The following is a 25,796-nucleotide window of genomic DNA, read 5'->3' as shown; positions in this document are numbered from 1 at the left end:
GTATTTATACAATCCTGCAATAAGTATGCCTTTATGGAATGATATCACCTATACATAATGCTTTATATATTCAGTAGGAGTCATTCCCATCTTCGATGTGAAATACTTTGAAAAATGTGACAAACTGGAGAAGCCGCATGATTCTGCGACGTCTGTCAATGATACATTTTTTCTCCTCATCATATTCTGTGCCTTCTGAAGTCTCACTTCCAAAAGATAATCTATCGGTGATACTCCCATTTCCGATTTAAATTTATGCGACAAACTTGAAGAAGATATATATGTTAATCCAGCAAGTAGCTCCACTGTGATTTTTTCAGTATAATGCTGTTCTATATAATGCTGAGCCCTTGCTACCGAATAATCAGAAGAAATAGCTCTCATATCAACCGATTCTCCAAGAATACTTCTTATAATCCAATGTCCGATAAGGGTAGTATGTGCCCCTATTGTCACTTCTGAATTAGGCATAGACTTAGATGACTCAAATGCAAACATATTCAGATATTTAAGTATATCACTACATATCTCGACATAAGTATTCTCATAATGAGGAATTCCTTCTTCTGCCTCATCATACATGGCATAAACCTTTTCGAAAAAATCTTTCTTTATCAAAACGATATAGTAATCATTTGACAATTCTTCGCTAAGCTTTGTATGCGGTGAACTTATTATAGATACATAATAATTTCTTTTCTTCGCCTTTAATTTGAAATCTATCGCTATCCTATAATCGTCTGATGTACCGTCAAATATTTCTATATCCTGACTCACTTTAGATATCGGAATCAAAAGGCTTATATTAGGTTGTATAAATGCATCAAATTCTTTCATCCTTATATCCTACTACTAATGCCATTATCGCTGCTACAACACCGATGATAACGAGTGCTTTTCTCCCCACTTTTCCTATGATTGCAAATTGACCTCTTGTATACATCATTCACTCACCATCCTTCTCTTCACTCTTCCGAAAATCCTTATAAATCTTATGTGAAGCGGAAGGATCTTATAAAGAAAATAATCATCGTATTTCTCATATCCGTCTCTGTTATAGAATTTTATCACAGCATCACATATCGATTCAACACAATTGCGGTTCAACATCTCGCCGACTTCCTTCGAAGCGAATCTCGGCATTCCCATATGTCCGTATCCTCCCATTGCTGAGAGCTGTTTCTTCTTAGATATCATATCCTTATCAGTGATATTTGAATCAGGTAAGTTCTTATACCCGTCCCTTACATAACTCTCATCGATATCCAGCAGACTCGAGGTTTCAACCCATCCCGCATGAAAGTCATTTCCGTATTCCTTTTCCAGCTTTTTCAGTTCATCCGGTTCTTCCGTTCCTTCTCCCATAAAGATAGAACCCATGGGTGATATCGCACACACACCGTACTTTTTATTGATACGCTTTACTGCTTTTTTCACCGCAATCTGATGATCTGGATCCGCGTGGGAAGCAATGATCACCATATTCTTAAATCCCATAAATCGAAGACTTTCCAAAATCTCGTATCCAACTTCGTAGGTTGTCTTCATGGAAAAATGAATCGAACCGTAAAACTCATTTACAGATGCTGCCGCAATAGGAAATGTAGGAAGGTAAAAACACTCTGCGGGAATGTGCTTTTCAATCTCTTCCATCGCCCCTTTGCTCCAGGCCTCTCCTTCTATAAGATCCGTCGCCAGAGGCAGGCACCACCCGTGTTCTTCGATGGGTGCCATCACTACAAACACTATACTGTTTTCTTTGTCAACCTCTTTAATCTCTTTCCATGTCATCAGGCTTAAATCTCTCATATCTATCCTCCTTATTCTTAATTCGGACAAATAATAGACCCGGCCTCAAGGGCCAGGTCAAGAGAATTTAGCACGACTGAAGAATGCTCTGCAATGTACAATTTCAGTTTTCTTTCTTCCATTCATTTTTCAATACAGAATATACTCTCCTCCCCTCAAAATGATCCTTTCTCCAAAAAAAGTCACGAAACACTCCTTCATAAATAAGTCCGCACTTTTCAATAACTCTACGTGACGCTTCATTTTCCGTACGACAATCAATCTCAATTCGATTGAAATTTATCTTGTCAAATCCAAATGCAATGACCGCCTTTGTCATCTCTGTAGCATATCCTTTACCATGAAATGACGGTCCGATAACATACTCGATCTCACCATGCTGATTTTCAGTATCTACGGAAAAATATGCAATTTGTCCAATACACTCCTTAGATTTTTTTTCAATCACAGCCCACCTATAATAATCATCTCTTGAATACGAAACAACATACTTTTTTTCAAATAATTCTCTTACTGCTTCAGGAGTTTCATAGCTTGGCTCACCATAATCCCACTGTGTCTGCTCATCAGCAATCCAGTTCCGAATCATAGAATCTATATCTGAATATTCAAATCGTCGAAGAATTAATCGTTCGGTTTCAATTGTTTTTGTTCCTAAATGTGTAAGCATTTTTCATATCCTTATCATATTTTATCTCTTGTGCATTTAACTGTAATATAAATCTGCCAGCCACTCATATTTTCCATTCAGTCCATTCTATGTGGTTGTATTTCATTACATCGTCAGCCCTTTTCATACCGATTTTCTCATAAACCGGAATCTAGTTTTCTACTTAGAATTCTCATTTATTATTCTTTCCGCGTTTTCTTTAAGCCATTTATATGGGCTCCTCCAAACAATAATATTCCGAGATAAAAGGCTATGCCTTCATCCAGACAAATTAGAAGTTGTAAAGCTACTATAAATCCTCCACATCAATAACCTTTATGCCATTCTTCTTCAATCAAACATTTATTAAATGTAGTCAAAACAGGCAAATCATCGCCATCGCACTCTCTCACTTTCATCGTCTTTATCCTCCCCTGCCTAAACAACGCAGAAATAATTCTCATGAAACAAATTCTGCCCCAAGCTTTTTTAGTCGCTTAAAATATTTATCCCGTTTTCTTACAAAAGTAGTTCCAATTGCATTGTTATTCAGTACGACCTTAAAGCCCAAATCACAAGCACTAATGGCTGTCAATGAGACACAGCCTCCCCCATCCACGCCTACGAGTTCTATCAAATCAATTCCATTTTCCTTTATGAATGTGGTAAGTTTAGGATTTGAAAATGCATCTCCTTTATACTTAGTAAAACAATATTTACTATTTACATGTAGTCCTTTGACCAGTTCTGCTTGTAGTGTACCCTCATAACATTGAAATGGTGCAAACTTATTCCATATATTATTCCTCATAAGGTTTGAAATGTAAATAATAACGCTATCGGCGTTTTCATCAATAACTTTATTGACTCTCGCAACCATATCCCCCGGATACTTAAATATATTGGCATGGTTTTCTCCCACGATAAACTCCTGCATATCAATTACCAGCAATGCTTTCTTCATTTATGAAAACTCTCCTACAAATCCGATTTTAATGAGCCATTGCTTGTTCTATAGCCCATCTTTGCATCTCTAAATACATCTTATTTTCAATATCTTCAAATTTAACAAATTTAAAAACATGGTCAGGTTCAACTGGTTCTTTTACTTTATCCAATAATTTGCCAACATAATATGACTGAATTGGGTGAAAATAACCTATCGTTGGATGAAGCATGTAGGTTTCTGCAGAACCAACTTTTTCACCGATTTCAACCTCATATCCAGACTCTTCTAAACACTCGCGTTTAATGCATCGAAAATCTGTTTCATTGGTATCCAAGCCGCCCCCTAATAAGAAATAACCTTTTGGAGTTTCTACGACACCAACTTCATTTCCTTTAACCGGAATAATATAAGCGCCTATTCTGTCTTTATATTCTTTATCTTCTTTTGTACCAAAAATCTTATGCATAATGACCTCTACAATTCTATATTTGTCTGCTTTACTGCTTATTATGTATACGCTTATAATCACCAACGTTTCATATTCTTTTCATACTTAGTGACGTAAGCAGTTTTCAACTCCTCTTCTGTTATCCCATAGCAAAGGAGAATATCATTGTAATACATGAGAACATCTGCCATTTCTTCTATAAGATGTTCACGCAACGCAGAGTCCTGGCAAGCTTTTTCCCCACCGTTCTTTTTAACGATATCAATTACCTCGCCAATTTCCCCTATCATCCAAAGCAACTGATCTTGTCCGCGGTCAGGACCGATTGGTTTCCATATGCTTTTATACTTTTCCTGAAGTGTTTTCTGCATCTCCAGCATTTCATTAATATTGAAATTACTCATTATTAACCCTCAAAATTATTCTCTTATGCTGATAATTTTCTATACTATAAAAATCAAACCTCTTGCTACATTTATCTGTAAGTTACCGTTCCAACTACATTATATCAATGGCTCCGAATCTACGTATTCATCATCCGTAGCTTTTACAACAAAAGAAGGAGTAACAGTCATTCCTTTTACAGCCATATCATATATTTTTGTGGTAAATCCATGTTTTTTGATGAATTTCTTGAATATTCTTCTATCTTTTTTTATATCATCATAATCCTCTAGTCTGTCAAAATCATTCATTGTTTCATAGAAGGATACACTATTCTCAAGAACTTCTTCATCCCAATAATCATCTAAATATCCTCCCCAGACAGAAACAATATTCATAAACTCATGGATATTTCTTGCAACGATTCCGCATTCTCCTTCTGTACCGATATATCCTATAAGCTCATCATTAAGAACCACCCACAGAGCACCTGAACCATCTCTGGCAAATGGTTTGATATTTTCATATGTTGATTCTCCCGGTCCCATCAGTTCGTCAAACCAGGAGTCGTCATCCTCCAGATTCTTTACCCACTTCTCATCATATATCTCAATATCCGCGTTATAAAATGCATCTTTAAGGTCTTCATCGTTATATATTTCCGCCAAATAGTCCCGAACATCCTGAGGCAGATTAGTATGATCATATCTTTCATACCAATCCATTATATACTTTAGCTCTTCATTATTTACTTTAATCGCAATCTCACCATATAGTTTCTGAATATCACTCTTCATAGCTTCGACAACTCTCGTATCATCAGAATTATCGATTTGCATGTCTGACATGTACTTTCTCAGTAAAACATCTCTGACTATAGCATACACAATCGCATCATAGCTGTAATGCTTGAATTTTTTATTAAAAATGTCTTTTCCTTTTTCAACTATCCTAACGATATATTCACTTTCATCCACATCAACAAAAACCCTGCCATCCTGAGGATTCTCAATATTTATATATTCAGATTCTATTTTATCCGCACTTGTATAATTACTATAAAGCTTGTCAATCTTTATACGAACCCAGTCCGTAACAGTATTAATTGCATTAATTTTATAGATGATTCTTGCTTTTTCAAATATATCTGTCAGATCCGTATATTCTTTTGACATAACATCCATATTTCTTACCAGCGGTAGTGCACTATCTGATTGAATAGCGATCGCATAATCAACAAGTTCATAGAACAATTTAATTGTTTCATCCCTTCTATGCATACTCTGCGAAACTAGCGCTATACAATAATAATATCCCGCAATATCAGGTATAAAATCTGTATTTTTAAAAGGATATTTCATATCCTTTAGTGTATCCAGGACAACATCAACTATTGCATCATCTTCAGCGAACACTGCCATTTTCTTAAAATCTGACACCGTACCCGGAACACGAGCATAGGTCGATAACCTTTTAACAAGCTTCCATACAGATTCTTTCACTTCTTCAGAAGCATGTTCCATCAAAGGTAATGTCATCTTCTTATGGATATATTTTTTTAATTCTTCATCATTGGGGATATTTTTCTTCATTTGCTTCTCCATATTCTTTCTTCCTGATAACTCTAATACCATTCTTTTGTTTTCTTTAATGTTACTTTGAGATATTTTAGATTTAATTCTCTAATAATTTTCCTTGCCTGATAATAATGAAATCCCTCTTTTATCATACATGTTCCTTTGGTTGCTTTATCTTTTAAGTCAAGCATAGAGACTGGACTGTGAAACGCCTTCTTTACCTCCATCATTTCTTTCATAGCTTCCCGACAATAGCCTGAAACATACACCTTACACATAGTAGCTAATTCACTATCCATATATTCATCAGAGAGAAAGAGAAGAAATTCTTCAATACTCCCGAAAGCAGGATCATCGATTTCCTCCTCCATTTCGTGATCCCATGCAGTGAATGACATCCCCTCAGAATCTGGAGTATTTTTACACAGCCAAAATGAAAAGTAATCATCCTGACCAAAACAAAACCAACCTTCAGACTTAAATGGTTCATCCTGAGACATTTCAAGTCCCTCATCAATTGGATATATTCTTCCAAATGGCATCTTTATAGACTGAAACAAAGAATAGAAATCTCTCAATTTATCAGGAACTTGAAAACGCTTGGATTCTTCCTCACAACCTTCTTTTATCTTAATATCTTTCTCATATAATTCTTCTAATATTGTAATACATTCTGATAAAGACATTATTACCCTCCATCATAAAAAATTGCATCTATGTTATTCATAACATGATTTTACAACTGCATCGTATTCAAAACGTTCAAAGGTAAAATTACATTCATTAAACCATAATATATGATTCTCATCCTGATATGATTTAAAGCAATAGTTTTTTAGTCTACGATATAGTTCTTCGTTCCAGTTTTGACTTATCCATTCACGCCATGCAGGACTGTCAACTTTTTCTAACGCAATATTATCTCCATACCGTTGCCAATCCTCATCAGTGTATTCTTCTAAGCATAGTATCCCGCTACGTTTTTCTTCATCAAGTGATTCATACTCATGATCAACCATGCCCCTAAAAAAATATTCTCGTAAATTCTACTGAAATTCAAAGTGTCTTACGCATGTATATCACATCATCCATAGGATTATGATAATATGCCTCACACTCTTCAAATCCATGTTATTTATATAATGATATTGTTGCCTTTAAAGGCACGATTATATCAAGAACCATTTCTTTATATCCTGCTATCCTTGCGTGTTTTATTATTTCTTCTACAAGAGAATCCCCGAGATGCATTCCCCTTGTCTCCGGCTTAACATATAAGCGCTTCATCTCACACCGTTCATCTGAATGCCTATGATACGCGACCATCCCCATCACTTTTTCATTCTCGATTGCAACAAGTATCTCTCCTTCCGGTGCTGTATATTTATGAGCCGGATCCTGCAACTCTTCATCTATGTTCTGAAACGACAGATCTCTGCTAAGTCTCCTTGAATATTCTATTATTAAATCTTTAACTTCAGAAAGATAATCCTTTCCATCTACAATCTGCACTCAAATCACCTCGTCAATTTTACTGGAAGTTATTTTCCCCAAGGGGGATTATCTTCCTAGATAACGCTCTATCGTTCATCCCGACAAACATGAATTTATTCAATAACGCTTCTTCTGTTTATATTCACTACTTTATATTCGATTCCCTTTTCATCGAACACAGCTAAAAGTGTTTCTGCATTATTATCCATCTTAAATCTCAATTCCTCTGGATAAAGAGGAATGACTTGATAAAAATTGATTGTCTTACCAGAAGATGTTTTTAGTTGTACTTCTCCTTGACTGTTTTTGCAAAAATCAAGAACCACGCTATTAAATCTCGTGTTGGATGCATAAGGTGTTCCTTCTTCATCAGCTTGCGTAGTATGGCCAAATGAAAGCCATGTATCACACCAGATAGGAAGACGCGCAACATTTTTTAGAGTCTTGATTGGCCAATAATCTTTCATATCTTGACTCTGAAGATTCCAATCTTTCGGAACATATATTACGTACTCAGCGCGTTCAAGATTGTATTTCTTCCACTTATCCGGAATATTCATCTCATAAGCACCTGCCCCCATAGTAACGAGCTTATAGTAAGGATCTTCATCAGTAGGAGGAATAAAGCATACATCCAAATGAATATCAGGAGAAACAATTTCATGAAAGACATTCTCAAAATTTCCAAAAACCTCAGAGATATACGCATCAATTTCATCCAAATCTTTTTCATCGTAAAGATACATAGGCATTAAGCTTTCTGGTTCTTCTTTTTTCTTAAACTTGTCGAATAATCCCATATTATATATTGTCCTTTCGATATTTTTTTTTCAAAGAAAATAATTCTTAATTAACAAGTAAACTTCAAAGTTAAAGTTCTCTACAAACCTCAATTTGACTTAATCAATTATCTTCCGGGATAATTATATTATTATTAATAATCCTCAAAAGCCTTGTAAATGCTTGCTTTCTGGCACACCCACCGTAGCAGGTGTACCATTTTCTGTACCATCTTAGATGGCCTTTAACATTTCCGATACCTTGTCCATTTCTCTAAATTTTTCTTCCTCAGAAATATGCACATATAAATCCATCGTAACACTTATCTTGGAATGCCCTAGTATTGTCTGAAGGGTTTTGGGGGTCATACCTGACTGAACACATCTTGTTGCAAACGTGTGACGTAAATTATGCATTGTAATATGATTTATACCAGTCTTTTTACATACCCAATTTAAAGCAGCATCATAAGAACCATATTTTATAAGTCCATTATCATCAATAAAAACATAATCCTTAAATTCTAACGGAAGAACTTTGAGTTTACTGTTCTGTTCCTTCTGCTTCTTTAAAATGTCAATTGCCACATCAGTCAAAGGAATCGTTCTATTTCCAGCAGCACTTTTGGGAGGACCGATTCTCCATTCTTTTGAAGCATATACATACTTCATTGTACGCTGTACTTTTATAGTCCGATTTTTAAAATCAACATCTTCCCAACGGAGGCCTACCAATTCACCAACTCTGAGACCTGTCTGCATTGTAAAAGTATATTGATTCTCATACTTGTGACCGACCAATGCTTTAAAGAGTTTTTTCTGATCTTCCAAAGATAATGCTTCTCGGACTTTTGCAGGCTTCCCAATCTCAATTTTTAAAGAACGTTTCATCGGATTAGAAATAATAATGTCATTTTCCCTTGCGGCTTCAAACATTCCGTACAAGACAATACGCGTATGTTTTATTGTACCTTGATGGTATCCTCGTTCAGCCATTTTTGATAAGATCATTTGACACTGAATAGGCTTAACATCGGATAACTGCATATCACCAATAATATCTTTAACAGTATTATTGTAATATGAAGTATAAACCTCTAGGGTCCCCGGTCGTGTTGACGTTTTTTTCATTTCTATCCAGGTTGCAAACCATGCGTTACATGTCATATTACCCGGATACATAGGATTACTATGATCATCAAGAAATATACTGTCTGCCAACCACTTCCGCGCTTCTTGTAATTTTTTAAACCGTTTGCTTTGTCTTTTTCCGTTTCGATCGACGTACCTTGCAGAATATAGTCCGGTTTTTTCCTGAATCAGTCCTTTCCCTAACTCATTGCCATTAAGATTTTTTCCCATTAATATCAGCTCCTTTTCATAAAAAGAAGCCCCGATATAGTAAATTTATTATACCAAACCAGGGCTTCAAAATCAGTGTTTTTAATTGTTTTTTTTACAGCGGTGTGTTACAATATTTTTTCAAGGGCAGATGTCTGCCTAACAAATCAGTAATTTGTTGAACAGGTTAGTGATTGATAATTATAAGTTTCGTTCATAAGTATGAAATCTATTAAGGAGTTATTTATGGGAGATCACATTTTTGCATATTTAATGGTAGTCATTGTTGGATTGGCGGGACTGTATGTGTTAACATACGGCATAATCGGATTTTTGCTGTATCATGAGAAGGTTCAGGCAAAAGCAAATAACAAAGGAAAGTATATCCAGAGGGACGCAGATGATATTTCGGAAAAAGTAAGAGATGGTGGGGCACATCCGGGTAAACCTTACGGTAGTGTTCATTATGAGGATTCGGTCTTTACATATGAAAAAAACGGGAAAGCGGTTATGGCAACTGCTGTTAATATTAAGGAGAGCGATAACCAATTTATAAATGATAAGGAAATTTATACAATAAAGGTGTCACCATTTAATCCGCATAAGTGCTATGTTCCTGAACTTCAGCTTTATCATGGTTGCAGCATTCCGGCTAGGATATTCATTTTTGTGATGAGATTGCTACCAAGAGCCGGCGGTCTTATGCTTTTGGGGATCGCCTGGTTTATTTATAATACTTTTATAAACCGATAAATAAAGTAGGAGGCAATATTATGGGACTTTTTGACAAATTTATCAATGCCGCATCAGAAGTGATCAACGGGACTAAAGAAGCCGTTGAGAACATACAGCGTGATATGGAGCAAGATCCAAATAATGCAAGAACAAACGGAAATGACAGATTTGATGCTCCGTCAGAACCTCTTCCGTCAGTTCCGGTACAAGCACGTTTACACTGCAGGAATGTGCAGTTTATGCTCTCAGATGATTTTACCGATCACAATGGGTATTCACATTCTGTTGTTGCTTTAAAATATGATCCCGAGCATCTTGACATATTGGAATATGACGATGAGGGAGAGATTACTGTTTCATTGCTTGAAGGTGTAGGCGATTTTGATGAAATTGCTGAGTGTATTGAAGAATATTTTTCAAGCGGGACAGTATCGGGTGTAGAACAATTTGAAGATTTTTCTGATGAAAAATATCTGTTCAAAGCTAAGATATCCGCATCAGATTATATAATGTATTTTTATGTTTTAAGAAGCGATGCTTCAGATCCTTACGATTATGATATTTTCTTATTGTTTTATCCTATTGATGTACAAAATACCAATTTAGAGAAAAAAGTGATATCTTGTTTTGAAGAAGCTGCCCAAACTTTAACTATTTAGTAAAAAGGGGGAGGGAGTATACCTGTAAAAAAGTCAAATTTGAAATCAGCTACTCCCTTTTTCAAAGCTATCAAAAATCTAAAATCGAATATCTCCACAAGCAGTGAAGCGTAAAGCAATATCCGCTCCGCTGCTTTTTTATATCACCTTGTGCGCAATGCCGAACGAAAAATTCTAATGGTGCACTCAACTTCATGCGCACTGCGAATAGACTTTTTATACGGAAGTGCGCTATAATTTTAGTATGGGGCTGAGTGATCGGCTCGACTAAAATTTCAGAATGGTGGTGATGATATGGCTACGACTTCTATCGCTGACAAGCTGGCGAAGCTCGAAAAGAAGATCGCAAAGCGTGAGAAAGCTATCGCTGACGAGACAAAGGAGCTTGATAAGGATAGAGCAGAATATAACAAGCTCTACATCATGTTCCTGTCCGACAAGTTCAAGCTGAGTGGCAAAGACCTTTTCTCTGTAATTGAGCGTGAGCATGAACAGCTTGAAAAGCTCCGAGAGGGTGAGCAGTCCGATGATGATGCGGACAGTAATTCCTCGGTCACGGACGATGAGGAAAAGCAGGACGATACTGCGGTCAAGCCTTCATATGCATTTCCAAACTGAGTATAATCAAGATTTTTCCAAGGATTGTCTTTAATTCCAAACTTATACAGATATTATTGATACTCTGAACATAATTAAATGGAATAACCATATTTCTGCATTTGATAAGTCCCATACCGGACGCGATATTGGTTACAACATACCAAAACTGTACCGGAGATACTCCTAAAAAAAATAATGCCTAATAGATTGTATGAAATTAGATAAAGAATCCGACGATGAACTATTAAACCTACTCACATCAGATAAGTAAATCAAGTAAAATAGCCAATTTTATAAAAATGAATAAATAATCTTGCAGAAAATCCACCTCCTCGAAAGGTGGATTTTTCCTTTATTTATGCGGGTTCCGAGACTTTTGACAATGAATAATTGTCACACTTTGTATCAGTAGACATAATATTCTTGTTTATGTAAACCATATTTGAAGTCAAAAAAATAAAGCTAAAAGCCCGCAAACCCGCATATCAGGTAACGATTTCTGAAAGAAATCGTTGCTCCGAAGCGAAGCTCAGGATGCGCTACACGCAGTGTAGCAAAGGCTTTGCGAAGCAAAGACTTTCATATCTGCCATTGGCAGATATGGCACAAACACTGAAGATAGTAAAAGAGCGTGTCGGGGTAGACACGCTCTTTTGGAGAAGGTATTATGTTACTTATGGGGAGGTATCCTAGCCACCTAGCCCATTAGGTCTGTATGGTCATGGATGGCTTAATAACTAGCTTTTCAAAAAATCGCTTAGGCGTCTTTAGGTCTAAAAATGCATCTATTTCCGTTTCAATTGTATCAGTAAATTGGCACAATATAATTTGCTTCAAAAAGCTTGTTTTGCTTCTACTTTTAAGTAACATAATAGTAGTTTTTGAATATATCACCAGTCAATAATATCAAAGAATTCTTCTATATCGCTTCACTATTTGATTATATCTATTATTCTATTACTTCGTTCTTCTTTGCTTCTCTTTCCTTCTTAATATTCTTGCTATTCAAACAGATAGTAACTGTATCAATTGCTGCAAGCGATGAAGCCTGAAAGATTATCATACTATTTGCTCTTACTATTCCATATATAAGTCCATATGCAGCTGCAATAGCTATAATAACTGTAACTACACATATTATCTTCTTACTTGTACTAATTGTTTCTTTCTTTGAATTATTCATTGTCATATCCTCCATCGATTTAGTATATATTTCTGCGATTCGTCGTTTTGTTTTATCTTGTGACATATTGCTTTCAGCGATATGCAAGTCTTCCTATGGAAGTCTTGGTTCTGCTTTGCAGAACGCATCCTTGTTTCACTCGGACCACCGATTACTTCGTAATCGGTAGCTTCGATGATTGGATATTACAACAACATTAATCCTATATAGAAAATCTGTTGTGAATGGATACAAAGATGCTGTGAATGAAAAAACCGCCATGAAATAATTCTCATAGCGGTCGTAAAAATCATATATTATATTTTGCCTTGGTAAGGTTTCTTCCAATATAACTTACTATCGCATCATCCCGATAAATCGTTTTTTTCATCATCGTTTATTCATCCACCAAATGGTCTTGCACAATACACCTTGATAATCTTTCCGTTCTTATCAAATTCCATGTAGTAACAGGAGTAATCACCTGCATCATACATTTTTATCCCAGTAATCTGCTCTGTCATCAAGACCGCATATCCAGATCCATCTTCTCTCGTGAAGTATTCTTTAAACGTCTTGTATTTATGTTCGATGACATTAATATCTTTGCCCAAGAAAGCCCAATCATTGATCAATGGATATGATTTATGAGAACTAATCCAGATAGTAATCATATATGCTAATACTATTCCTACGATTATTCCATTTCTTATAATTTTTCCGACTTTTTTCTTTTTCTTTATATTTATAATCATAACTACAATCAGCGTAATCACGGATATTAAAATCACCGCCAACAGAGCATATGCAAATATATATATCATAGCAATCTCCATAGTCGTCTCCTTTTCTTAAACATCGATTATCATTGTCCATCAAGAAAATCAATCGCCCATTCGAGCTCGTAATCCTTACCGTTATCGAAGTTTTCCTCATTAAAGATTTCAAGAGCCGCTTCCTTTGTCAAAGGGATTTTAACATCGAGCGGAGTTCGGCTTTGCCTTGAATAATCAACGTCAATATTTGGGTTTGCTTCTTCGTCCAGCACAAGACCCACGGGGAAATTAACAACTATACCTTTCGGCATAAATATCGAACCGCCCGATTCCTGATTGCAGCCTGCGGGGCAGGACAAGCCAGCAACCGTAACGTTGTCAAGCCTTGACAGATAAAGAACCATTCCGTCTCCCGCAGATGCGCAGCGCATATTGGTAAGCACGAGTACTTCAATATCACTGAATTCGCCGTCTGCCGAAACATATCTGTCGGCAGTTTTAATGTACTCGCCGTTCTTTCTGATTCCGAGCGAATAGGCGTACATTTTTTCTTTTGTAAACAGACTTGCAAAAGCGGTTGCAACCTCGTCATACCCGCCGCCGTTGTTTCTTATGTCAACGACCAGCTTTGTCATTCCCTGATTTTTCAGTTCCCGCAGGTCGTTTCTGAACATTTCCCTTGCGTAATTATGGTTGCCGGTGCAATAGGCAAGATAATCGTGAAACCTGTCGGTTTCTTCAGAAGTGATTTTCATATATCCCGTATTGCCGTTAAGCATTTTATAAGAATATGCCTCGTCTGTGTTATGCCAGAACAGACGTCTTGCCTTCAATGCTCTGGGCATTTCTGAATCAAGCTTATCGAGAGTAAGAGTTTTTTCCTCGTTATCCGAATTGATATAGCTAACCTCAACACTCTCGCCTCCCATACACGCCAGCCAGAACGCTTTATCAATCCTGTCGTTTTCGGATACGGGCTCGGGCATCGGGACGTTCACGCTTTCAATGGCTTGGTCAATCGGAACGCCGTTCCATTTTGTAACAGTGTCTCCGTTTTTTATTTCAAGTCCGTCTTCAACGTCAACGGCTATCGTTGTTCCGTCGTCAAGTGTAATCAGAGACAGTCCGTAGTCGTTGAATTGCTTTATCCTTGTCATCAGGTAATCGTTTCCGTCATAGAAGGATATGCTCATATGTCCGTCATAAAAGCTGTTTGTGAATTCATCAACCGCTTCGTAGTATTTCGTAATATCGCCTGTCTTTTCGGCTTCGTCAATCAGCTTTAAGCCGTCCGTTTTGATTTTTTCGTAATCAGGCTTTTTCCACTCATTCATTATATAGTTTTCTTCAAAATAATCGCACAGTGAAATGTATGCGCTCTTCAAATCCCTGTTCGAGTAATTGACCGACACCGACGAATCGATATTGAAGAAAAGCGAAAGAAGACATACTGCGCCGGTAACCACAGCGCCGATTATTTTTACGGGTTTTTTGCTCTTTTTTATATAAAACAACGGGAGCAGAGCCGTTAGAACAGCCGATGCATAAATGAACCCATATTCCTCCAGCAAGGGCAGAACCGCATCACCGAATGAAAAAACAAAGAAATGAATTATTGCCGCTGCAAGCGGAACAAGGCACAGACATTTCCAGGCTTTTGCTTTTGCGGGGTTGTTTCCGACTTTTTTACTCACAATCAGAAGAATGATAAACCAGATAATAAACGCAAGACAAAAAGTCATTTTAATATTATCCTGCGAATACAATAAATGTTTTAACATTTCACTGTTACCTCTCTATTCTTTGTTCAGGAAAAACTGAAGATAAGGGAATAGCAATCTTTTGCAGATCAAAATCATCTTCAATATGTATAATTACCATCCGACAAACCGGATTTTATCGAGTTCTTTTTCTTATAGAAGAGCCCTACAAATCCCTTTTTGTCTTAGTCTATTATCCTGTAATAAACTTTTACAAGCCATTTCGAAAAAAAACACATCAGTTTCGGAAAACAAATTAATTATAACATAGATTATCATGGTTTCAATGTCACTAGAGTCCAATCGCTCATAAGCGGTGTGATGATTTTAATGTTTCGTGGTTTGACGATAAAGTTAAAATAATAGTCAGTGGAGAAGAACAAGAGGCAACGTGATTGTCACGTTGCCTATAGCTATGAAAAACAATATATAAAAGTAATGCAAGCTAGGTCATTTTCCGAATTTGATACCCTTTTTGCTTAGCACCTCTTTCTGAGCAACCTCATCATCATATTTTAATTTGAGGAACGCATTAAACTCTTCTTCCGTAAACTTCTTCCCTGTATAAGTTTCATCACATGCCCCTAATGGATTGAACAAGGGTTCCTCCATCTCGTGCTCCGCATAAATATTTCCATCTGAATCTATATATACATAGTCACTTCCCATAGCCCAATAATAAATGTTACTCCATACTACTTTTATAGCTTTATCTGTAGATGTATCGGGAGTATTTGCATCTTGCTGTGATACTTTTGACGCAGGTTCCTGCATTTCCGAAACATCCACTTTATCTAAAAAATCTTCGGGTTCATACATTTTATCATCTCCCTGATAGAATAAGTTCCCGTTCGATCCGTGTTTCTTTGCGGCCTCAAGTACTTCCTCCCTTGTGGATACAGGTTCGTAATAATCCATCCATCTTTCCCATTTCGATGTGCCCGGAATATATGAATTATGAGCATTGACACATTTGTAGCCATCTTCGGTAAAATAAACAAAGGTTTCATTGACGAAATCCGGATTGCCGTACTCGAATTTGGCACACCATCCTTCTCCCACTTCGTTGTCGGCAGTACCTTCTTCGGTAAGCAGAATTCCGTATCTTTTCGTATTTTTGAAGTTCTTTCCTTCAAAAAACGCCTTCGGAACCGCCGCCATGTCAAAATCGCCTTCCATCACATCTGTGCCGACTTCGCCTTCTGGAGATTTCACCTCATCATAATGAAAATAGATTCTGTCTTCGTTAAACACCACGGAATCCGAATGATGGTAATGTCCACCCTGACTGTATTCACTATAATAGAGAAGATAATTGTAATCCGAAATCGGATAGGCTTCCTTCATTTTCTGAAATTCTTCCGCAAGGCCAATATTAAAACCAGAAAAATCATCCACATTTAACGGAATCTGCATTCCGAGATAACATTCCGCATATGCAAGTTCTTCTTCATTGGTCACCAGATACATTGTATACTGGTCCGGTACGAGATCTCCACTTAAATATCCACAGCTGAAACTGTTAACATAGGCACCTTCCACAATTTGTTCCTCGGTTTCCGTCAAGGATTTCTCAATGCAATTTGATATTCCTGAATCCGTCACTGTCGCAGAAGGAACCTCCGATGTATCCGAAACATTTCCACCGACCGGATTACCTGTCATATTCTTCGTACATCCGCTCATCAGAAGGACACAAATCAGTCCAAGCACAATTCCTCTTCTTTTCATTTTTTTCGCCCCTTTCGTATTGTAAAACTTCCTACATACAATATACGAATAAGGTGGCTGTTTTTTATTGACCATTTTTGAAATATAGTTTGTAAGTTATATCTTCCGGTTTAATCACACAATTCTTTGAAAATCTAATCTTACCAGTGCTTTACTATTTGGAAGATCCACCTTATCCTGCATAATCAATTTAAAACCAATCGAATTTATTTTTTCACTCAGAACTTCCGATTCCATCTGATAATGTATTTCATCCAATCCATCAAATGCATGAATATATGGCGAGTCTGAAACCCACATTTCCTCATCTGTATTAATCTGAATCACACAGGAAATGTACTCAGGATTGATTTTTTTAATTGCCCTGACAAAAGCATCATATCCAATATATTCTATTAACAAATTTGCAACCAGTAATTGTGACTGAGGCAACTTTTCAGTTTCGCAAACTATATCAAGATGTAAATACTGCAAAATATCAGCAAGATTAGAATAACGCTTTTGGGTTTCCTGAAGATATAACTCGTTTATATCGACTCCATATACTTTTTTGTATTTCTTAATGTCAATGTGTTCCAAACCATTTCCGCCGGCAACACCTAAGATCATTACTGTATCAACAGGATAGTCTTCAAACTGCCTTTTCATTATCTGGTTCATCACCTGTAGTTGCTTAACGCTATCCAAACTCATATGCTTTTCATATGTTTCCAGACTTATTTCTTCCCATGGGTTCTTTTTATTATCTTCAGATCGCAACATTTGAATCGCTTGCTCAAATGAAATAACCTTTGCGTATCGCTTATTCCACATGAATTCATTAAAGTAATGATATGCAGTTTCTTTATCAAAGTATGGATTATCGTAAGTTGAGTTTGTATACTCTGGAACATATATATTAAATCCCTTTTCAAATCCACTTTTAATAGTCGCATCCATACAATAATCAGTTGATACACCTATAACAATAATATCTTTCTCATTCTTGGACAGCAGATACTCAGTTAATCCGGTCATAGGGTGAAAGGCACTGTTTACATTCTTTTCAAAATGCTTTTCTCCATCTCTTGGAGCGAATTCCTCATATATTTCATAGTTCTCAGTAAATTTATCAAGATCGGTCCCTGGCCCATCATCATGCTGGACATATATGACCTCAACATTATTCTCTCTTGCAACAGATATCAACTGTTTGATATTATCCCTTACTATTTCAAACGCAAACAGTCTCTCATCAAAACAGCCCTTTTGTGTATCAACAACTAACAGAATCATGCATTATCTCCTTTGTTCTATTGTGATCATAATATTCCTCTTAGACCTGTTCCGCGCTAAACTTCATAAACTCAGTGTTCTCAACATATTCTGCCTTGAGTTCTCCCAGCTTGGCAAAATGCTCGCTGTTCTTATGAAATTCAATGGCTTCAGCATCCTGCCATACTTCCGTCAAAAGAAGTTCATCCTCAGCCATACCATAAGAATATTCATAACGAAGGCACCCTTCCTCAGCACGGCTCATCTCGTCTATATGTTTCTCTCTTATCGCCTCATAATAGCGGCCTCTGCATCCCTGCTTACACTTGTATCTGACTAACAAAACGAACATATACATTACTCCTTTCTACGTTTAACTTAAAGATAATATCCAAATTAGAATTAATTCTTCCAAATATCTACATTTTCCAAAATACTGCTTTCATATTATTCGACCAATTCTTCGGCAGTTCTATATCTTCCATTTTTATGTTCCAGCAGTCAACCCGACAAATCAGAATTTATCGCTCTGACAAACAGAAATTTTTATATACCTTTGATCACTCACAGTACATACATATAGTCCCCTTTGACAACTTAAACCCATTCTTTTCATAAAACTTTGCTGCTGGGGCATACTCACTTGTATAAAGTACAATTCCTGCAAGTCCGTTATTTTTACTGTAATCTTTAACAGCATTCAATAGTTGCTTACCTATTCCAAGACCCTGTCGTTCAGGAAGCACTGCCATCTCATTAATGTAAATCTCTTTTTTGCTTCCTGAAATCTTACAAAGTGCGAATATGCAACCTAACACCTCTTCATTATCTTCATATACATATCCGACAAACCTTTTCTGTTCAAAAAAATCTTGAAGATAGTCTTTTGCATTTTCTTCCGTCCAGTCTATTCCCCAATGTTCTATTGGGAATGCTTTTGCATAAATCCTACCACATTGTGCTAAATCACTTGCTTTCATAATCCGAATCATATTACTACCTCACCATCAAATTCCGATTCATAGTCTATTATCCCGAAGTTCAAAGTGCATTCTTCGAACAGTTCTTCACACATTCCATGCACAGAATACACTCTGTTCCATTTTTACGTTTTCTTGAATTATCCGTCACATCTACATTCATAGGGCATACCCGCTTGCACTTCCCACAGGATATACATGCAGGCATATCCGTACCATCCGCGGTCGAAGATCAATGTTCCGAATATTTTTGCAACAGCATAATGTATAGTTTTTGAAGCCCTCTATTTTCTTCTGTTATACTTATCCAAAGCTTCCTGCATTTTTGTATTTTCGGCTCTTTCTTTTAGCCTCGTTATAAGCACACTGATGATCATGCTAAGCGCATACGATATGATAAATCCTAACCACGCAGTCATATCTCTTGTGGGAAACCAATTAAATGCCACAATCATAAATACAATTACAATCAGTACCGACACAAAAAAGAGCACATTTCTGATCATCATTGACATATTCATGATCCATATGTCCGTCAGAAAAACCACTTGCGCAAGCGTGATTATTACAGCCAACAAAAGCAATTCCATCAATATCGGCATTGACATTCCGGCATTTCCCATGGAAAAAAGAGTTGCATAATCTTTCGTTCTTTCACCTATTACGATACTCATTACGGCAAAGACCAACACGATGACTCCATATGTCGCAAATGCCTGCCTTACATAATAAAATACAGTTTTCTTTTCTTCCATCATTTAAGCCCCAACTTTCTTCGAAGTTCGTCAGAATACATGCGTGATACGACTATCTGTTCGTCATTCCTTAATGTTATCCTGATTTTTCTGTTTATGTCAGATTTTAAACTTTTGATCATACTGATGTTCACAATGCTCTGCTTGCTGATCCTGAAGAAATCTCGTTCAAGAAGTTCCTGCTCTATCTCATACAGTTTAAGATCCGATTCATAAGTTTCATCCGAGGTGTACACAAATGTCTTTCTCTCAACAGCCTCTATATATAGAATTTTCTCCACATCCAGCAGATAGGTTTCATCATTTTTGCGTACACCGATCTGCATGTTCACCATGCGCATCATTGCAACAAGTCTTTCGACATCGCTATCCAGTTTATTTGCCCGGATCACGACTTCCGTATCCGGATATTTCTCGTCAATATCGATTTCGATCTTCATTTATTCCAGTCCTTTTTTTCTGAATGTGATAAAGAATAAAGCCATCATCAGCATTGCGTTTATTGCCAGAATACAGATATTGTCTGTCTTTATCCCGGCAAATGACATATCATCCATGATTTTCTTAAACTGCTGAGTATAAGCAAACCTGGCTACTTTTTCTATATTTTCGTTGAACATTGCAAGCATGGGAGAAAAAGCAAATATGAGCATCACCGGCATTACAATAGAAGTAGCGGTCATCTGGTTCTTTGAAAAAACACCTATACATGCTCCCGCCAGAATCGAAATAGCAAATCCAGCAGCCATCACCAGCAGATAAAACGGTATGTCTTCTTTCTTTAGGCCGGTTGCCATCACACCGGCTCCGAGCATACAAATAAACCATACATAAAAGCCGACTCCGATGAGATACTGCCATGGCTTAACATTTGCCATTATCAGTACTCTTAAGGTGTTCTTTTCCTTTTCCTCGGATATGATTGATGCTACCGATGTCAAAGGTGCCATACCTATATACATTACAGAAAACAGCTTTGTGAAAAACAGTTCCGGCATTCCATCGATCTTAATAGCATTTTCCATGATAAGTGTCATGATTGGGAAGAGAATAAACTGTATCAAAACCGTTTTGTTCTTAAGAGTATCCTTAAGCTGCTTTTTTAGAATTATCAAACTGTTGCACATATTTCATCTTCCTCTAATTTTCTTCCCGTCAATTCCAAAAAGACTGTTTCAAGATTTGGTTCTGACGAATGGATCGTTTCAATGCTCCCATCTGACAAAAAGCGGCTAATCCTTTCAGCAGCTCCTCTTTCATGAGGGATTACAACATCCTCACCGGATGATAAGTGCATTTTTATCGTTTTCTGATGATTATACTTTCTGCATATTTCCTCGGGCGCTCCATTTTCAACGATCACTCCTTCATTAAGCAATGCAACCCTGTCGCATAGCTTATAGGCTTCTTCCATGTTATGAGTAGTAAGGAAGATCGTGCAGCCTTCTTTTTTCTTTTCAAGTATGATCTTATGAATCTGACGCATGGTCTGTGGATCCAGCCCGCTTGTCGGCTCGTCTAAGAAGATCAACTTCGGAGAATGCATGAACACTCTCGCAAGAGAAAGTCTGGCTCTCATGCCTTTGGAAAGAGTCGATGCTGATTTGCCTCCCACATCCTTTAACCCGACCTGTTGAAGAGTACTTTTTATTATGTCTGTAGGAACTCCGTATATATCAGCGAAAATCTTCAAGTTATCAATACAGGATAGTCTTTCATATACTCCGAACTGATCCATCATGATCCCTATACTTTTTTTATCCTCTCCTGACATAGAGGAAATATCTTTATCGAAGACAGTCACCAAGCCCTTGTCAAATGAAAGCTGTCCTGTCAGGATCCTGATGAGTGTGGTTTTACCTGCTCCGGATGGTCCAAGGAGCCCAAATATTTCTCCGTCTCCTATCTCAAAATCTATTCCCGACAGAACCGTCTTTCCTGAAAAACTTTTGTAAACATCATTACAACGTATCATTCCCGACCTCCTTTATAAATCTTGGGCACAAGATACCAAGGAAATCGGGAATGTTCAATAGCTCATTACGCAAGATGCCATATACAGTACATAAGATGCACATTTCGCAAATACTGCACCCGCTATACTACATTCAAACCCTGAAACTGATATTCATATCCCATTGCCGTCGCAACTACCCGAGCTTTTTCATCACCCATAAGCATGCCTAACAAGGCAATTGCAACATGAGGCGCTGTTTGGGGGCAAAAACTTGTTATCACGTTTATATCTATCACAACACTCTGATCAGGTATCACTTCTGCTCCAAACTCTGCAAGTTGCTTCTGCCTTTTTCCATCTCCAAGATGATATGTTGTGGCTTTTCTTCCCTTAAGTATTCCACTTGCACCAACCGGAAGCGCCCCAACACAGACAGAAGCTATATATTTATGAGAATAATTGAATTCTCGTATAAGATTTAAAAACCGTTTATCATAAGCATCCTCATAGAACCCAAATTCTTCAAATCCACCGGGAATTGCGAGTGCGTCATATTCGGATACATCTATTTCATCATAGATTTTATCAACCAAAACAGGTATTCCGAATGCTGATACTACAGTCTTAGAGAAGCCGGCTGTAACAACTTCGACCGACATACCATAATCATTTCTCGCCCATCCCATAACATCAACAAATGGTGCGAACTCCATAGTTTCAAATCCCTTACAGCAAAACAACAACACTTTCATATACTTTTCTCCATAACGTCAAAGCACAGGTAATCCCCGTTTTCAGTTTCAATCATATTATACTCTGTCGGTTCATATCCACGCTTTATATAAATCTTTTTTGCTGGAAATGATGCATCAAGAACTACAGTTTTGTTTGTTTTACTAATCATTTTCTCTGCATAATCCATTAATAATCTGCCGTAACCCTTATGCTGATACTCAGGAAGTACAAACAAACGGCAGATCTCATTATTGGAGATGGTAACAGTTCCTACACAAACATCATCCGCTTCAAGAAGATACACCTTCCCAGCTGCTATATCATTCAATATTCTATCATCAGCGTGATGATTGCAAAAAAACCGCACTGCTCCTTCTGGATAGTATTTAGGATACACCAGTTTTATTGTAGTCTGTGTTATATCCTTTACCGTCTCAAAATCATTTTCTTTTGCCATAAAAATACGTGTATCCATATTTATCTCCTAAAAAAATATTATCTGCTTCATTCCACGGACAAACACTTTGATTCCAAGCAACATTTCGTACCTCGTACCATGAGATAATAATATAATATCTTCTACTTTGCTCCTCTTAAACAATCGATTGACTTACTAAACAGCGGATTCATCTTAAGCATTGGCATTCCTAACTTATCACAGACCTTATCTACCAATCCTTCTATAGCTCCTCCATCATCCAGTTCTGTAACTGTCTTTTTTAGCATTTTTATCAGTTCCTTTGCCTCAGTGATTTTCTGCTGCATCTCAGCCTTACTATATATATGATCCCATGCTGGATAATAGGTTTCTACTCCTTCAATCACTTCAAGTATATCCAGTGTTTTTTTCATTTCCTGCTCATCTATAAATATCGGAATATCTCCCTTAACAGGAACCGAATCTCCAATAAACATATTATCATCAATTAGATAGGAAACCTCATCACATGAATGTCCGGCAGTTCTTATAACCCGAACCTTAATTCCATCCTCTAGTTCAATCACATCTCCATCTTTAACTACGACATCAACCTTTGATGATCTACCTGCCAGCTTATAGAAGTTAGGAATAGGTCTTTCCTTAAACTCAAGATCAATGTCCTCAATCCATCTTTTTTCACCTTCACTGGCATATATCTTGCAGCCTGTATTCTCTTGAAACCATGCTGCAGAACCAATATGATCCGGATGTGCATGTGTAAGGAAAATACCCTTTATCTCTGATATATCTCTTCCGATGGAGTCCACGTAATCCTTAATCTGTTTTTCACATCCAAACACTCCTGAATCTATGAGATAAAGTGATTCTGCTTCAATTATATAAACATACACAAAGCGTGTGATCTGCTCCGTCACATTAAAATCTATTTTTATCTGGTGTATCTTCATATCCGATTCCTCGCTAGATCAATTCCTTATATATAGCTCACTAACAGAAAACAAAACGGCCTTTCCTGCTATTTTTACCCTCTCACCTAAAACCTTTATTTTTAATTCTCCACCTCGTTCTGATGCTTGATAACAGTTCAGTTCTTTCTTTCCAAGCTTTTCGCTCCAATAAGGAGCAATCATGCAATGACTACTTCCTGTAACAGGATCCTCTGAAATAGCTAGCTTAGGCACAAAAACGCGGGATACAGAATCATATTCTCGACCAGGTGATGTCACTGCAATAGTAAGCCCCTCAAGAAGTTTCATCTTTTCAATATCAGGCGAAAGATTTTTTACCTGGTCTTCTGTCTCAAGTACCATTAATAAATCTCTGTCGAGATATGCTTCTATTGGTTTTACTCCGAGTGCATCTTCCATCTCATTTGTCACAGGTACAGGTTGACAATTATATGCCGGCATATCCATAACATACTCATCTTTTTCTCTTGTAACAATCAGTTTTCCTACTTGTGTCACAAAGGAAATCTCATTTTTTTCTTTTTCATAGAAATTAAAAAGTACAAATGATGCACCCAGTGTTGCATGTCCACAGAAGTCTATCTCTCCTCCCGGAGTAAACCAACGCAGGTGATAATTATCGCCTTCTTTTACTGTAAACGCTGTTTCAGAAAAGTTATTTTCCTTTGCAATATTCTGCATTAATTCATCAGATATCCATTCATTCATCACGCATACTGCAGCCTGATTTCCATGAAATAACGTATCAGTAAACGCGTCAACTATGTACTGTTTCATTTGTGTTCCTCCAATCTTAATATCCCATCGCATACTTTATCACTTCAGTGTTGTCATCACCAACCATCCATCTTAGTAACTGGAAAGCCACATCCGGTGCAGTCTCCGGACAGAAGCTGGTCATTACATTTTCATCTATTACGATTCTCTCATCACGCTGTACATTCACCCCAAACTCAGCTAACTGATCCTGACGATGTCCGTTCCTGAAATGATAAGTTGTGCCGCGTCTTCCTGTAAGAACCCCACTGGCTCCGATTGGAAGAGCTCCGACACATATCGATGCTATATACTTACCACATCTGTTAAACCCCCTAATAAGTTCCAGTAATTTTTCATCATATGCTTCTTCATAGAATCCATATTCTTCGAAACAACCCGGAATCGCCAGTGCATCATAATCATCAACGTTAATGCTATCCAGCACCACATCTACTTTTATAGGAACATTAAATGCTGAATTACCCTCTCCGTGTATCCACCCGTAACAACTTCAACATCAAGATTATAATCAGTTATCTCAAACTCTTCCTCATTGTATTCTAATTTCATTGGCAGCTCCTCCCATAACTTTGTTCTAGATGTATTTTCTTTTAATGCCCTTTACTATTTCTTTATCCGGATCTGGATAGATCACAAAACCATCTTCCTCACCTTTTTCAGGACGAATAGGAAATGCCAGCTGCTCTAAATCTACAACAAACTGAGCATTAACTCCTGGCTTATTTCCTCTGGCATCAAGTCTTATCCATTTATCATATTATTTGATATATACTCCATTCAAACCATGGTAGATAAGCACCGGAGCAATTTCATCATCAAGTATAAGTTTTTGATAACAGAAGCCTGCAGGAATTGACTTTGCACGAAGAAGCGCCGCCAAAAGATGTGACTTAGCAAAACATATACCATGTCCCGCTTCAAATACTTCCCCAGCACTGCAGGTCACTTCATCTTCACCGGCATCTGCAGAGTGTGATATGTTATCCCTTACATACTCATACGCTTTCCTTATATAATCAGTCTCATTTTCTGAAGATTGGATATATATCTCTATATTTAGCATAATCTTTTG

Annotated in this window: 33 protein-coding genes and 1 pseudogene; 3 read left to right on the top strand and 31 right to left on the bottom strand. The window is 37.1% G+C overall.

Annotated elements, in window-relative coordinates; all coding sequences use genetic code 11:
- Window positions 1-48: 48 nt before the first annotated feature.
- The 13 genes from B5D25_RS09340 to B5D25_RS09285 form a co-directional block, all read right to left on the bottom strand.
- Window positions 49-837: a helix-turn-helix domain-containing protein gene (locus B5D25_RS09340; protein ID WP_078787703.1), complete on the bottom strand. Its 789-nt coding sequence runs from the start codon at window positions 835-837 to the stop codon at window positions 49-51.
- Entirely contained in the window at window positions 824-946 is a 123-nt protein-coding gene (locus tag B5D25_RS13195) for a hypothetical protein (RefSeq protein WP_278286137.1), read from the bottom strand. The genes B5D25_RS09340 and B5D25_RS13195 overlap by 14 nt, the downstream gene beginning before the upstream one ends.
- Window positions 943-1,809, bottom strand: coding sequence for a creatininase family protein (locus tag B5D25_RS09335; RefSeq protein ID WP_078787702.1), 867 nt, complete (start codon window positions 1,807-1,809; stop codon window positions 943-945). The genes B5D25_RS13195 and B5D25_RS09335 overlap by 4 nt, the downstream gene beginning before the upstream one ends.
- Before the next feature lie 103 nt (window positions 1,810-1,912).
- Window positions 1,913-2,479 (bottom strand): GNAT family N-acetyltransferase, encoded by a 567-nt coding sequence (locus B5D25_RS09330; RefSeq protein WP_078787701.1) that lies wholly within the window; start codon window positions 2,477-2,479, stop codon window positions 1,913-1,915.
- Between the two features lie 439 nt (window positions 2,480-2,918).
- A complete protein-coding gene (locus B5D25_RS09325) occupies window positions 2,919-3,422 on the bottom strand; it encodes a cysteine hydrolase family protein (RefSeq protein WP_078787700.1) in 504 nt (167 codons plus the stop codon).
- 28 nt (window positions 3,423-3,450) lie between these two features.
- Window positions 3,451-3,873 carry an NUDIX domain-containing protein gene (locus B5D25_RS09320; RefSeq protein ID WP_078787699.1) on the bottom strand — a complete coding sequence of 141 codons (423 nt, stop codon included), beginning with the start codon at window positions 3,871-3,873 and terminating at the stop codon, window positions 3,451-3,453.
- A gap of 59 nt (window positions 3,874-3,932) precedes the next feature.
- Window positions 3,933-4,259 carry a MazG nucleotide pyrophosphohydrolase domain-containing protein gene (locus B5D25_RS09315; RefSeq protein WP_078787698.1) on the bottom strand — a complete coding sequence of 109 codons (327 nt, stop codon included), beginning with the start codon at window positions 4,257-4,259 and terminating at the stop codon, window positions 3,933-3,935.
- A 99-nt stretch (window positions 4,260-4,358) separates the two neighbouring features.
- Complete coding sequence (locus B5D25_RS09310; RefSeq protein WP_143000663.1) at window positions 4,359-5,831, bottom strand: hypothetical protein; 1,473 nt, start codon at window positions 5,829-5,831, stop codon at window positions 4,359-4,361.
- Between the two features lie 32 nt (window positions 5,832-5,863).
- On the bottom strand, window positions 5,864-6,502 hold the full coding sequence (locus B5D25_RS09305) for a hypothetical protein (RefSeq protein WP_078787696.1): 639 nt from the start codon (window positions 6,500-6,502) through the stop codon (window positions 5,864-5,866).
- 33 nt (window positions 6,503-6,535) lie between these two features.
- Window positions 6,536-6,835: a hypothetical protein gene (locus tag B5D25_RS09300; RefSeq protein ID WP_078787695.1), complete on the bottom strand. Its 300-nt coding sequence runs from the start codon at window positions 6,833-6,835 to the stop codon at window positions 6,536-6,538.
- 112 nt (window positions 6,836-6,947) lie between these two features.
- On the bottom strand, window positions 6,948-7,328 hold the full coding sequence (locus tag B5D25_RS09295; RefSeq protein WP_242870228.1) for a GNAT family N-acetyltransferase: 381 nt from the start codon (window positions 7,326-7,328) through the stop codon (window positions 6,948-6,950).
- Between the two features lie 95 nt (window positions 7,329-7,423).
- A complete protein-coding gene (locus B5D25_RS09290) occupies window positions 7,424-8,110 on the bottom strand; it encodes a suppressor of fused domain protein (protein ID WP_078787694.1) in 687 nt (228 codons plus the stop codon).
- A gap of 213 nt (window positions 8,111-8,323) precedes the next feature.
- Window positions 8,324-9,451 carry a tyrosine-type recombinase/integrase gene (locus tag B5D25_RS09285; RefSeq protein ID WP_078787693.1) on the bottom strand — a complete coding sequence of 376 codons (1,128 nt, stop codon included), beginning with the start codon at window positions 9,449-9,451 and terminating at the stop codon, window positions 8,324-8,326.
- 225 nt (window positions 9,452-9,676) lie between these two features.
- Here B5D25_RS09285 and B5D25_RS09280 point away from each other — a divergent pair, with 225 nt between their 5' ends.
- From B5D25_RS09280 to B5D25_RS09270, 3 genes are all read left to right on the top strand, one after another.
- Entirely contained in the window at window positions 9,677-10,183 is a 507-nt protein-coding gene (locus B5D25_RS09280) for a hypothetical protein (RefSeq protein ID WP_078787692.1), read from the top strand.
- Window positions 10,184-10,203: 20 nt separating this feature from the next.
- Window positions 10,204-10,824, top strand: coding sequence for a hypothetical protein (locus B5D25_RS09275; RefSeq protein WP_078787691.1), 621 nt, complete (start codon window positions 10,204-10,206; stop codon window positions 10,822-10,824).
- A gap of 294 nt (window positions 10,825-11,118) precedes the next feature.
- Window positions 11,119-11,442 carry a hypothetical protein gene (locus tag B5D25_RS09270; protein ID WP_078787690.1) on the top strand — a complete coding sequence of 108 codons (324 nt, stop codon included), beginning with the start codon at window positions 11,119-11,121 and terminating at the stop codon, window positions 11,440-11,442.
- Between the two features lie 931 nt (window positions 11,443-12,373).
- On the opposite strand, the gene B5D25_RS09265 is transcribed toward B5D25_RS09270, so the two are convergent.
- From B5D25_RS09265 to B5D25_RS13015, 18 genes and pseudogenes are all read right to left on the bottom strand, one after another.
- Window positions 12,374-12,607 carry a hypothetical protein gene (locus B5D25_RS09265; RefSeq protein ID WP_078787689.1) on the bottom strand — a complete coding sequence of 78 codons (234 nt, stop codon included), beginning with the start codon at window positions 12,605-12,607 and terminating at the stop codon, window positions 12,374-12,376.
- 380 nt (window positions 12,608-12,987) lie between these two features.
- On the bottom strand, window positions 12,988-13,422 hold the full coding sequence (locus tag B5D25_RS09260; RefSeq protein ID WP_078787688.1) for a hypothetical protein: 435 nt from the start codon (window positions 13,420-13,422) through the stop codon (window positions 12,988-12,990).
- Between the two features lie 29 nt (window positions 13,423-13,451).
- Window positions 13,452-15,104, bottom strand: coding sequence for a S41 family peptidase (locus B5D25_RS09255; protein ID WP_159444138.1), 1,653 nt, complete (start codon window positions 15,102-15,104; stop codon window positions 13,452-13,454).
- 468 nt (window positions 15,105-15,572) lie between these two features.
- The gene (locus B5D25_RS09250) at window positions 15,573-16,853 is read right to left on the bottom strand and encodes a hypothetical protein (RefSeq protein WP_078787686.1); all 1,281 of its coding nucleotides are present in this window, start codon (window positions 16,851-16,853) and stop codon (window positions 15,573-15,575) included.
- Between the two features lie 114 nt (window positions 16,854-16,967).
- Window positions 16,968-18,128 (bottom strand): isochorismatase family protein, encoded by a 1,161-nt coding sequence (locus B5D25_RS13255; RefSeq protein WP_078787685.1) that lies wholly within the window; start codon window positions 18,126-18,128, stop codon window positions 16,968-16,970.
- 40 nt (window positions 18,129-18,168) lie between these two features.
- The gene (locus B5D25_RS09240) at window positions 18,169-18,459 is read right to left on the bottom strand and encodes a putative quinol monooxygenase (RefSeq protein ID WP_159444137.1); all 291 of its coding nucleotides are present in this window, start codon (window positions 18,457-18,459) and stop codon (window positions 18,169-18,171) included.
- A gap of 208 nt (window positions 18,460-18,667) precedes the next feature.
- On the bottom strand, window positions 18,668-19,099 hold the full coding sequence (locus B5D25_RS09235) for a GNAT family N-acetyltransferase (RefSeq protein ID WP_078787683.1): 432 nt from the start codon (window positions 19,097-19,099) through the stop codon (window positions 18,668-18,670).
- A 49-nt stretch (window positions 19,100-19,148) separates the two neighbouring features.
- A pseudogene (locus B5D25_RS09230) lies at window positions 19,149-19,298 on the bottom strand (4Fe-4S dicluster domain-containing protein); the annotation flags it as partial.
- Between the two features lie 73 nt (window positions 19,299-19,371).
- Entirely contained in the window at window positions 19,372-19,842 is a 471-nt protein-coding gene (locus B5D25_RS09225) for a hypothetical protein (protein WP_078787682.1), read from the bottom strand.
- Entirely contained in the window at window positions 19,842-20,282 is a 441-nt protein-coding gene (locus B5D25_RS09220) for a LytTR family DNA-binding domain-containing protein (RefSeq protein ID WP_078787681.1), read from the bottom strand. Before B5D25_RS09220 ends, B5D25_RS09225 begins: the two co-directional genes overlap by 1 nt.
- Window positions 20,283-20,969 carry an ABC transporter permease gene (locus tag B5D25_RS09215; protein WP_078787680.1) on the bottom strand — a complete coding sequence of 229 codons (687 nt, stop codon included), beginning with the start codon at window positions 20,967-20,969 and terminating at the stop codon, window positions 20,283-20,285. It lies immediately after the preceding gene.
- Window positions 20,954-21,817, bottom strand: a complete 864-nt coding sequence (locus B5D25_RS09210; RefSeq protein ID WP_078787679.1) for an ABC transporter ATP-binding protein — start codon at window positions 21,815-21,817, stop codon at window positions 20,954-20,956. Before B5D25_RS09210 ends, B5D25_RS09215 begins: the two co-directional genes overlap by 16 nt.
- A gap of 122 nt (window positions 21,818-21,939) precedes the next feature.
- The gene (locus tag B5D25_RS09205) at window positions 21,940-22,551 is read right to left on the bottom strand and encodes a DJ-1/PfpI family protein (protein ID WP_078787678.1); all 612 of its coding nucleotides are present in this window, start codon (window positions 22,549-22,551) and stop codon (window positions 21,940-21,942) included.
- On the bottom strand, window positions 22,548-23,009 hold the full coding sequence (locus B5D25_RS09200; protein ID WP_078787677.1) for a GNAT family N-acetyltransferase: 462 nt from the start codon (window positions 23,007-23,009) through the stop codon (window positions 22,548-22,550). The genes B5D25_RS09205 and B5D25_RS09200 overlap by 4 nt, the downstream gene beginning before the upstream one ends.
- A 104-nt stretch (window positions 23,010-23,113) precedes the next feature.
- Window positions 23,114-23,923, bottom strand: coding sequence for an MBL fold metallo-hydrolase (locus tag B5D25_RS09195; protein WP_078787676.1), 810 nt, complete (start codon window positions 23,921-23,923; stop codon window positions 23,114-23,116).
- 18 nt (window positions 23,924-23,941) lie between these two features.
- Window positions 23,942-24,721 (bottom strand): PhzF family phenazine biosynthesis protein, encoded by a 780-nt coding sequence (locus B5D25_RS09190; RefSeq protein WP_078787675.1) that lies wholly within the window; start codon window positions 24,719-24,721, stop codon window positions 23,942-23,944.
- Between the two features lie 16 nt (window positions 24,722-24,737).
- Entirely contained in the window at window positions 24,738-25,148 is a 411-nt protein-coding gene (locus B5D25_RS13020; protein WP_242870230.1) for a DJ-1/PfpI family protein, read from the bottom strand.
- Window positions 25,149-25,481: 333 nt separating this feature from the next.
- Window positions 25,482-25,787 (bottom strand): transglutaminase-like domain-containing protein, encoded by a 306-nt coding sequence (locus B5D25_RS13015; RefSeq protein WP_200803238.1) that lies wholly within the window; start codon window positions 25,785-25,787, stop codon window positions 25,482-25,484.
- Window positions 25,788-25,796: the final 9 nt, after the last annotated feature.

This window comes from Eubacterium ruminantium (assembly GCF_900167085.1).
Taxonomy (GTDB): domain Bacteria; phylum Bacillota; class Clostridia; order Lachnospirales; family Lachnospiraceae; genus Eubacterium_Q; species Eubacterium_Q ruminantium.
Note: the sequence above shows the minus strand (reverse complement) of the source record. Positions and strands in the feature narration are given on the sequence as shown.

Coding starts and splice junctions, on each gene's coding strand:
- B5D25_RS09240 (WP_159444137.1), bottom strand. CDS start 18,459: ATGTTCGTTTTGTTAGTCAGATACAAGTGTAAGCAGGGATGCAGAGGC.
- B5D25_RS09290 (WP_078787694.1), bottom strand. CDS start 8,110: ATGGGATTATTCGACAAGTTTAAGAAAAAAGAAGAACCAGAAAGCTTA.
- B5D25_RS09200 (WP_078787677.1), bottom strand. CDS start 23,009: ATGGATACACGTATTTTTATGGCAAAAGAAAATGATTTTGAGACGGTA.
- B5D25_RS09205 (WP_078787678.1), bottom strand. CDS start 22,551: ATGAAAGTGTTGTTGTTTTGCTGTAAGGGATTTGAAACTATGGAGTTC.
- B5D25_RS09280 (WP_078787692.1), top strand. CDS start 9,677: ATGGGAGATCACATTTTTGCATATTTAATGGTAGTCATTGTTGGATTG.
- B5D25_RS09215 (WP_078787680.1), bottom strand. CDS start 20,969: ATGTGCAACAGTTTGATAATTCTAAAAAAGCAGCTTAAGGATACTCTT.
- B5D25_RS09220 (WP_078787681.1), bottom strand. CDS start 20,282: ATGAAGATCGAAATCGATATTGACGAGAAATATCCGGATACGGAAGTC.
- B5D25_RS09340 (WP_078787703.1), bottom strand. CDS start 837: ATGAAAGAATTTGATGCATTTATACAACCTAATATAAGCCTTTTGATT.
- B5D25_RS09250 (WP_078787686.1), bottom strand. CDS start 16,853: ATGAAAAGAAGAGGAATTGTGCTTGGACTGATTTGTGTCCTTCTGATG.
- B5D25_RS09265 (WP_078787689.1), bottom strand. CDS start 12,607: ATGAATAATTCAAAGAAAGAAACAATTAGTACAAGTAAGAAGATAATA.
- B5D25_RS09325 (WP_078787700.1), bottom strand. CDS start 3,422: ATGAAGAAAGCATTGCTGGTAATTGATATGCAGGAGTTTATCGTGGGA.
- B5D25_RS09315 (WP_078787698.1), bottom strand. CDS start 4,259: ATGAGTAATTTCAATATTAATGAAATGCTGGAGATGCAGAAAACACTT.
- B5D25_RS09310 (WP_143000663.1), bottom strand. CDS start 5,831: ATGAAGAAAAATATCCCCAATGATGAAGAATTAAAAAAATATATCCAT.
- B5D25_RS09305 (WP_078787696.1), bottom strand. CDS start 6,502: ATGTCTTTATCAGAATGTATTACAATATTAGAAGAATTATATGAGAAA.
- B5D25_RS09320 (WP_078787699.1), bottom strand. CDS start 3,873: ATGCATAAGATTTTTGGTACAAAAGAAGATAAAGAATATAAAGACAGA.
- B5D25_RS13015 (WP_200803238.1), bottom strand. CDS start 25,787: ATGCTAAATATAGAGATATATATCCAATCTTCAGAAAATGAGACTGAT.
- B5D25_RS09270 (WP_078787690.1), top strand. CDS start 11,119: ATGGCTACGACTTCTATCGCTGACAAGCTGGCGAAGCTCGAAAAGAAG.
- B5D25_RS09210 (WP_078787679.1), bottom strand. CDS start 21,817: ATGATACGTTGTAATGATGTTTACAAAAGTTTTTCAGGAAAGACGGTT.
- B5D25_RS09335 (WP_078787702.1), bottom strand. CDS start 1,809: ATGAGAGATTTAAGCCTGATGACATGGAAAGAGATTAAAGAGGTTGAC.
- B5D25_RS09195 (WP_078787676.1), bottom strand. CDS start 23,923: ATGAAGATACACCAGATAAAAATAGATTTTAATGTGACGGAGCAGATC.
- B5D25_RS09255 (WP_159444138.1), bottom strand. CDS start 15,104: ATGACTTTTTGTCTTGCGTTTATTATCTGGTTTATCATTCTTCTGATT.
- B5D25_RS09235 (WP_078787683.1), bottom strand. CDS start 19,099: ATGATTCGGATTATGAAAGCAAGTGATTTAGCACAATGTGGTAGGATT.
- B5D25_RS09225 (WP_078787682.1), bottom strand. CDS start 19,842: ATGGAAGAAAAGAAAACTGTATTTTATTATGTAAGGCAGGCATTTGCG.
- B5D25_RS09330 (WP_078787701.1), bottom strand. CDS start 2,479: ATGCTTACACATTTAGGAACAAAAACAATTGAAACCGAACGATTAATT.
- B5D25_RS09300 (WP_078787695.1), bottom strand. CDS start 6,835: ATGGTTGATCATGAGTATGAATCACTTGATGAAGAAAAACGTAGCGGG.
- B5D25_RS13255 (WP_078787685.1), bottom strand. CDS start 18,128: ATGATTCTGTTAGTTGTTGATACACAAAAGGGCTGTTTTGATGAGAGA.
- B5D25_RS09190 (WP_078787675.1), bottom strand. CDS start 24,721: ATGAAACAGTACATAGTTGACGCGTTTACTGATACGTTATTTCATGGA.
- B5D25_RS09285 (WP_078787693.1), bottom strand. CDS start 9,451: ATGGGAAAAAATCTTAATGGCAATGAGTTAGGGAAAGGACTGATTCAG.
- B5D25_RS09275 (WP_078787691.1), top strand. CDS start 10,204: ATGGGACTTTTTGACAAATTTATCAATGCCGCATCAGAAGTGATCAAC.
- B5D25_RS13195 (WP_278286137.1), bottom strand. CDS start 946: ATGATGTATACAAGAGGTCAATTTGCAATCATAGGAAAAGTGGGGAGA.
- B5D25_RS09260 (WP_078787688.1), bottom strand. CDS start 13,422: ATGGAGATTGCTATGATATATATATTTGCATATGCTCTGTTGGCGGTG.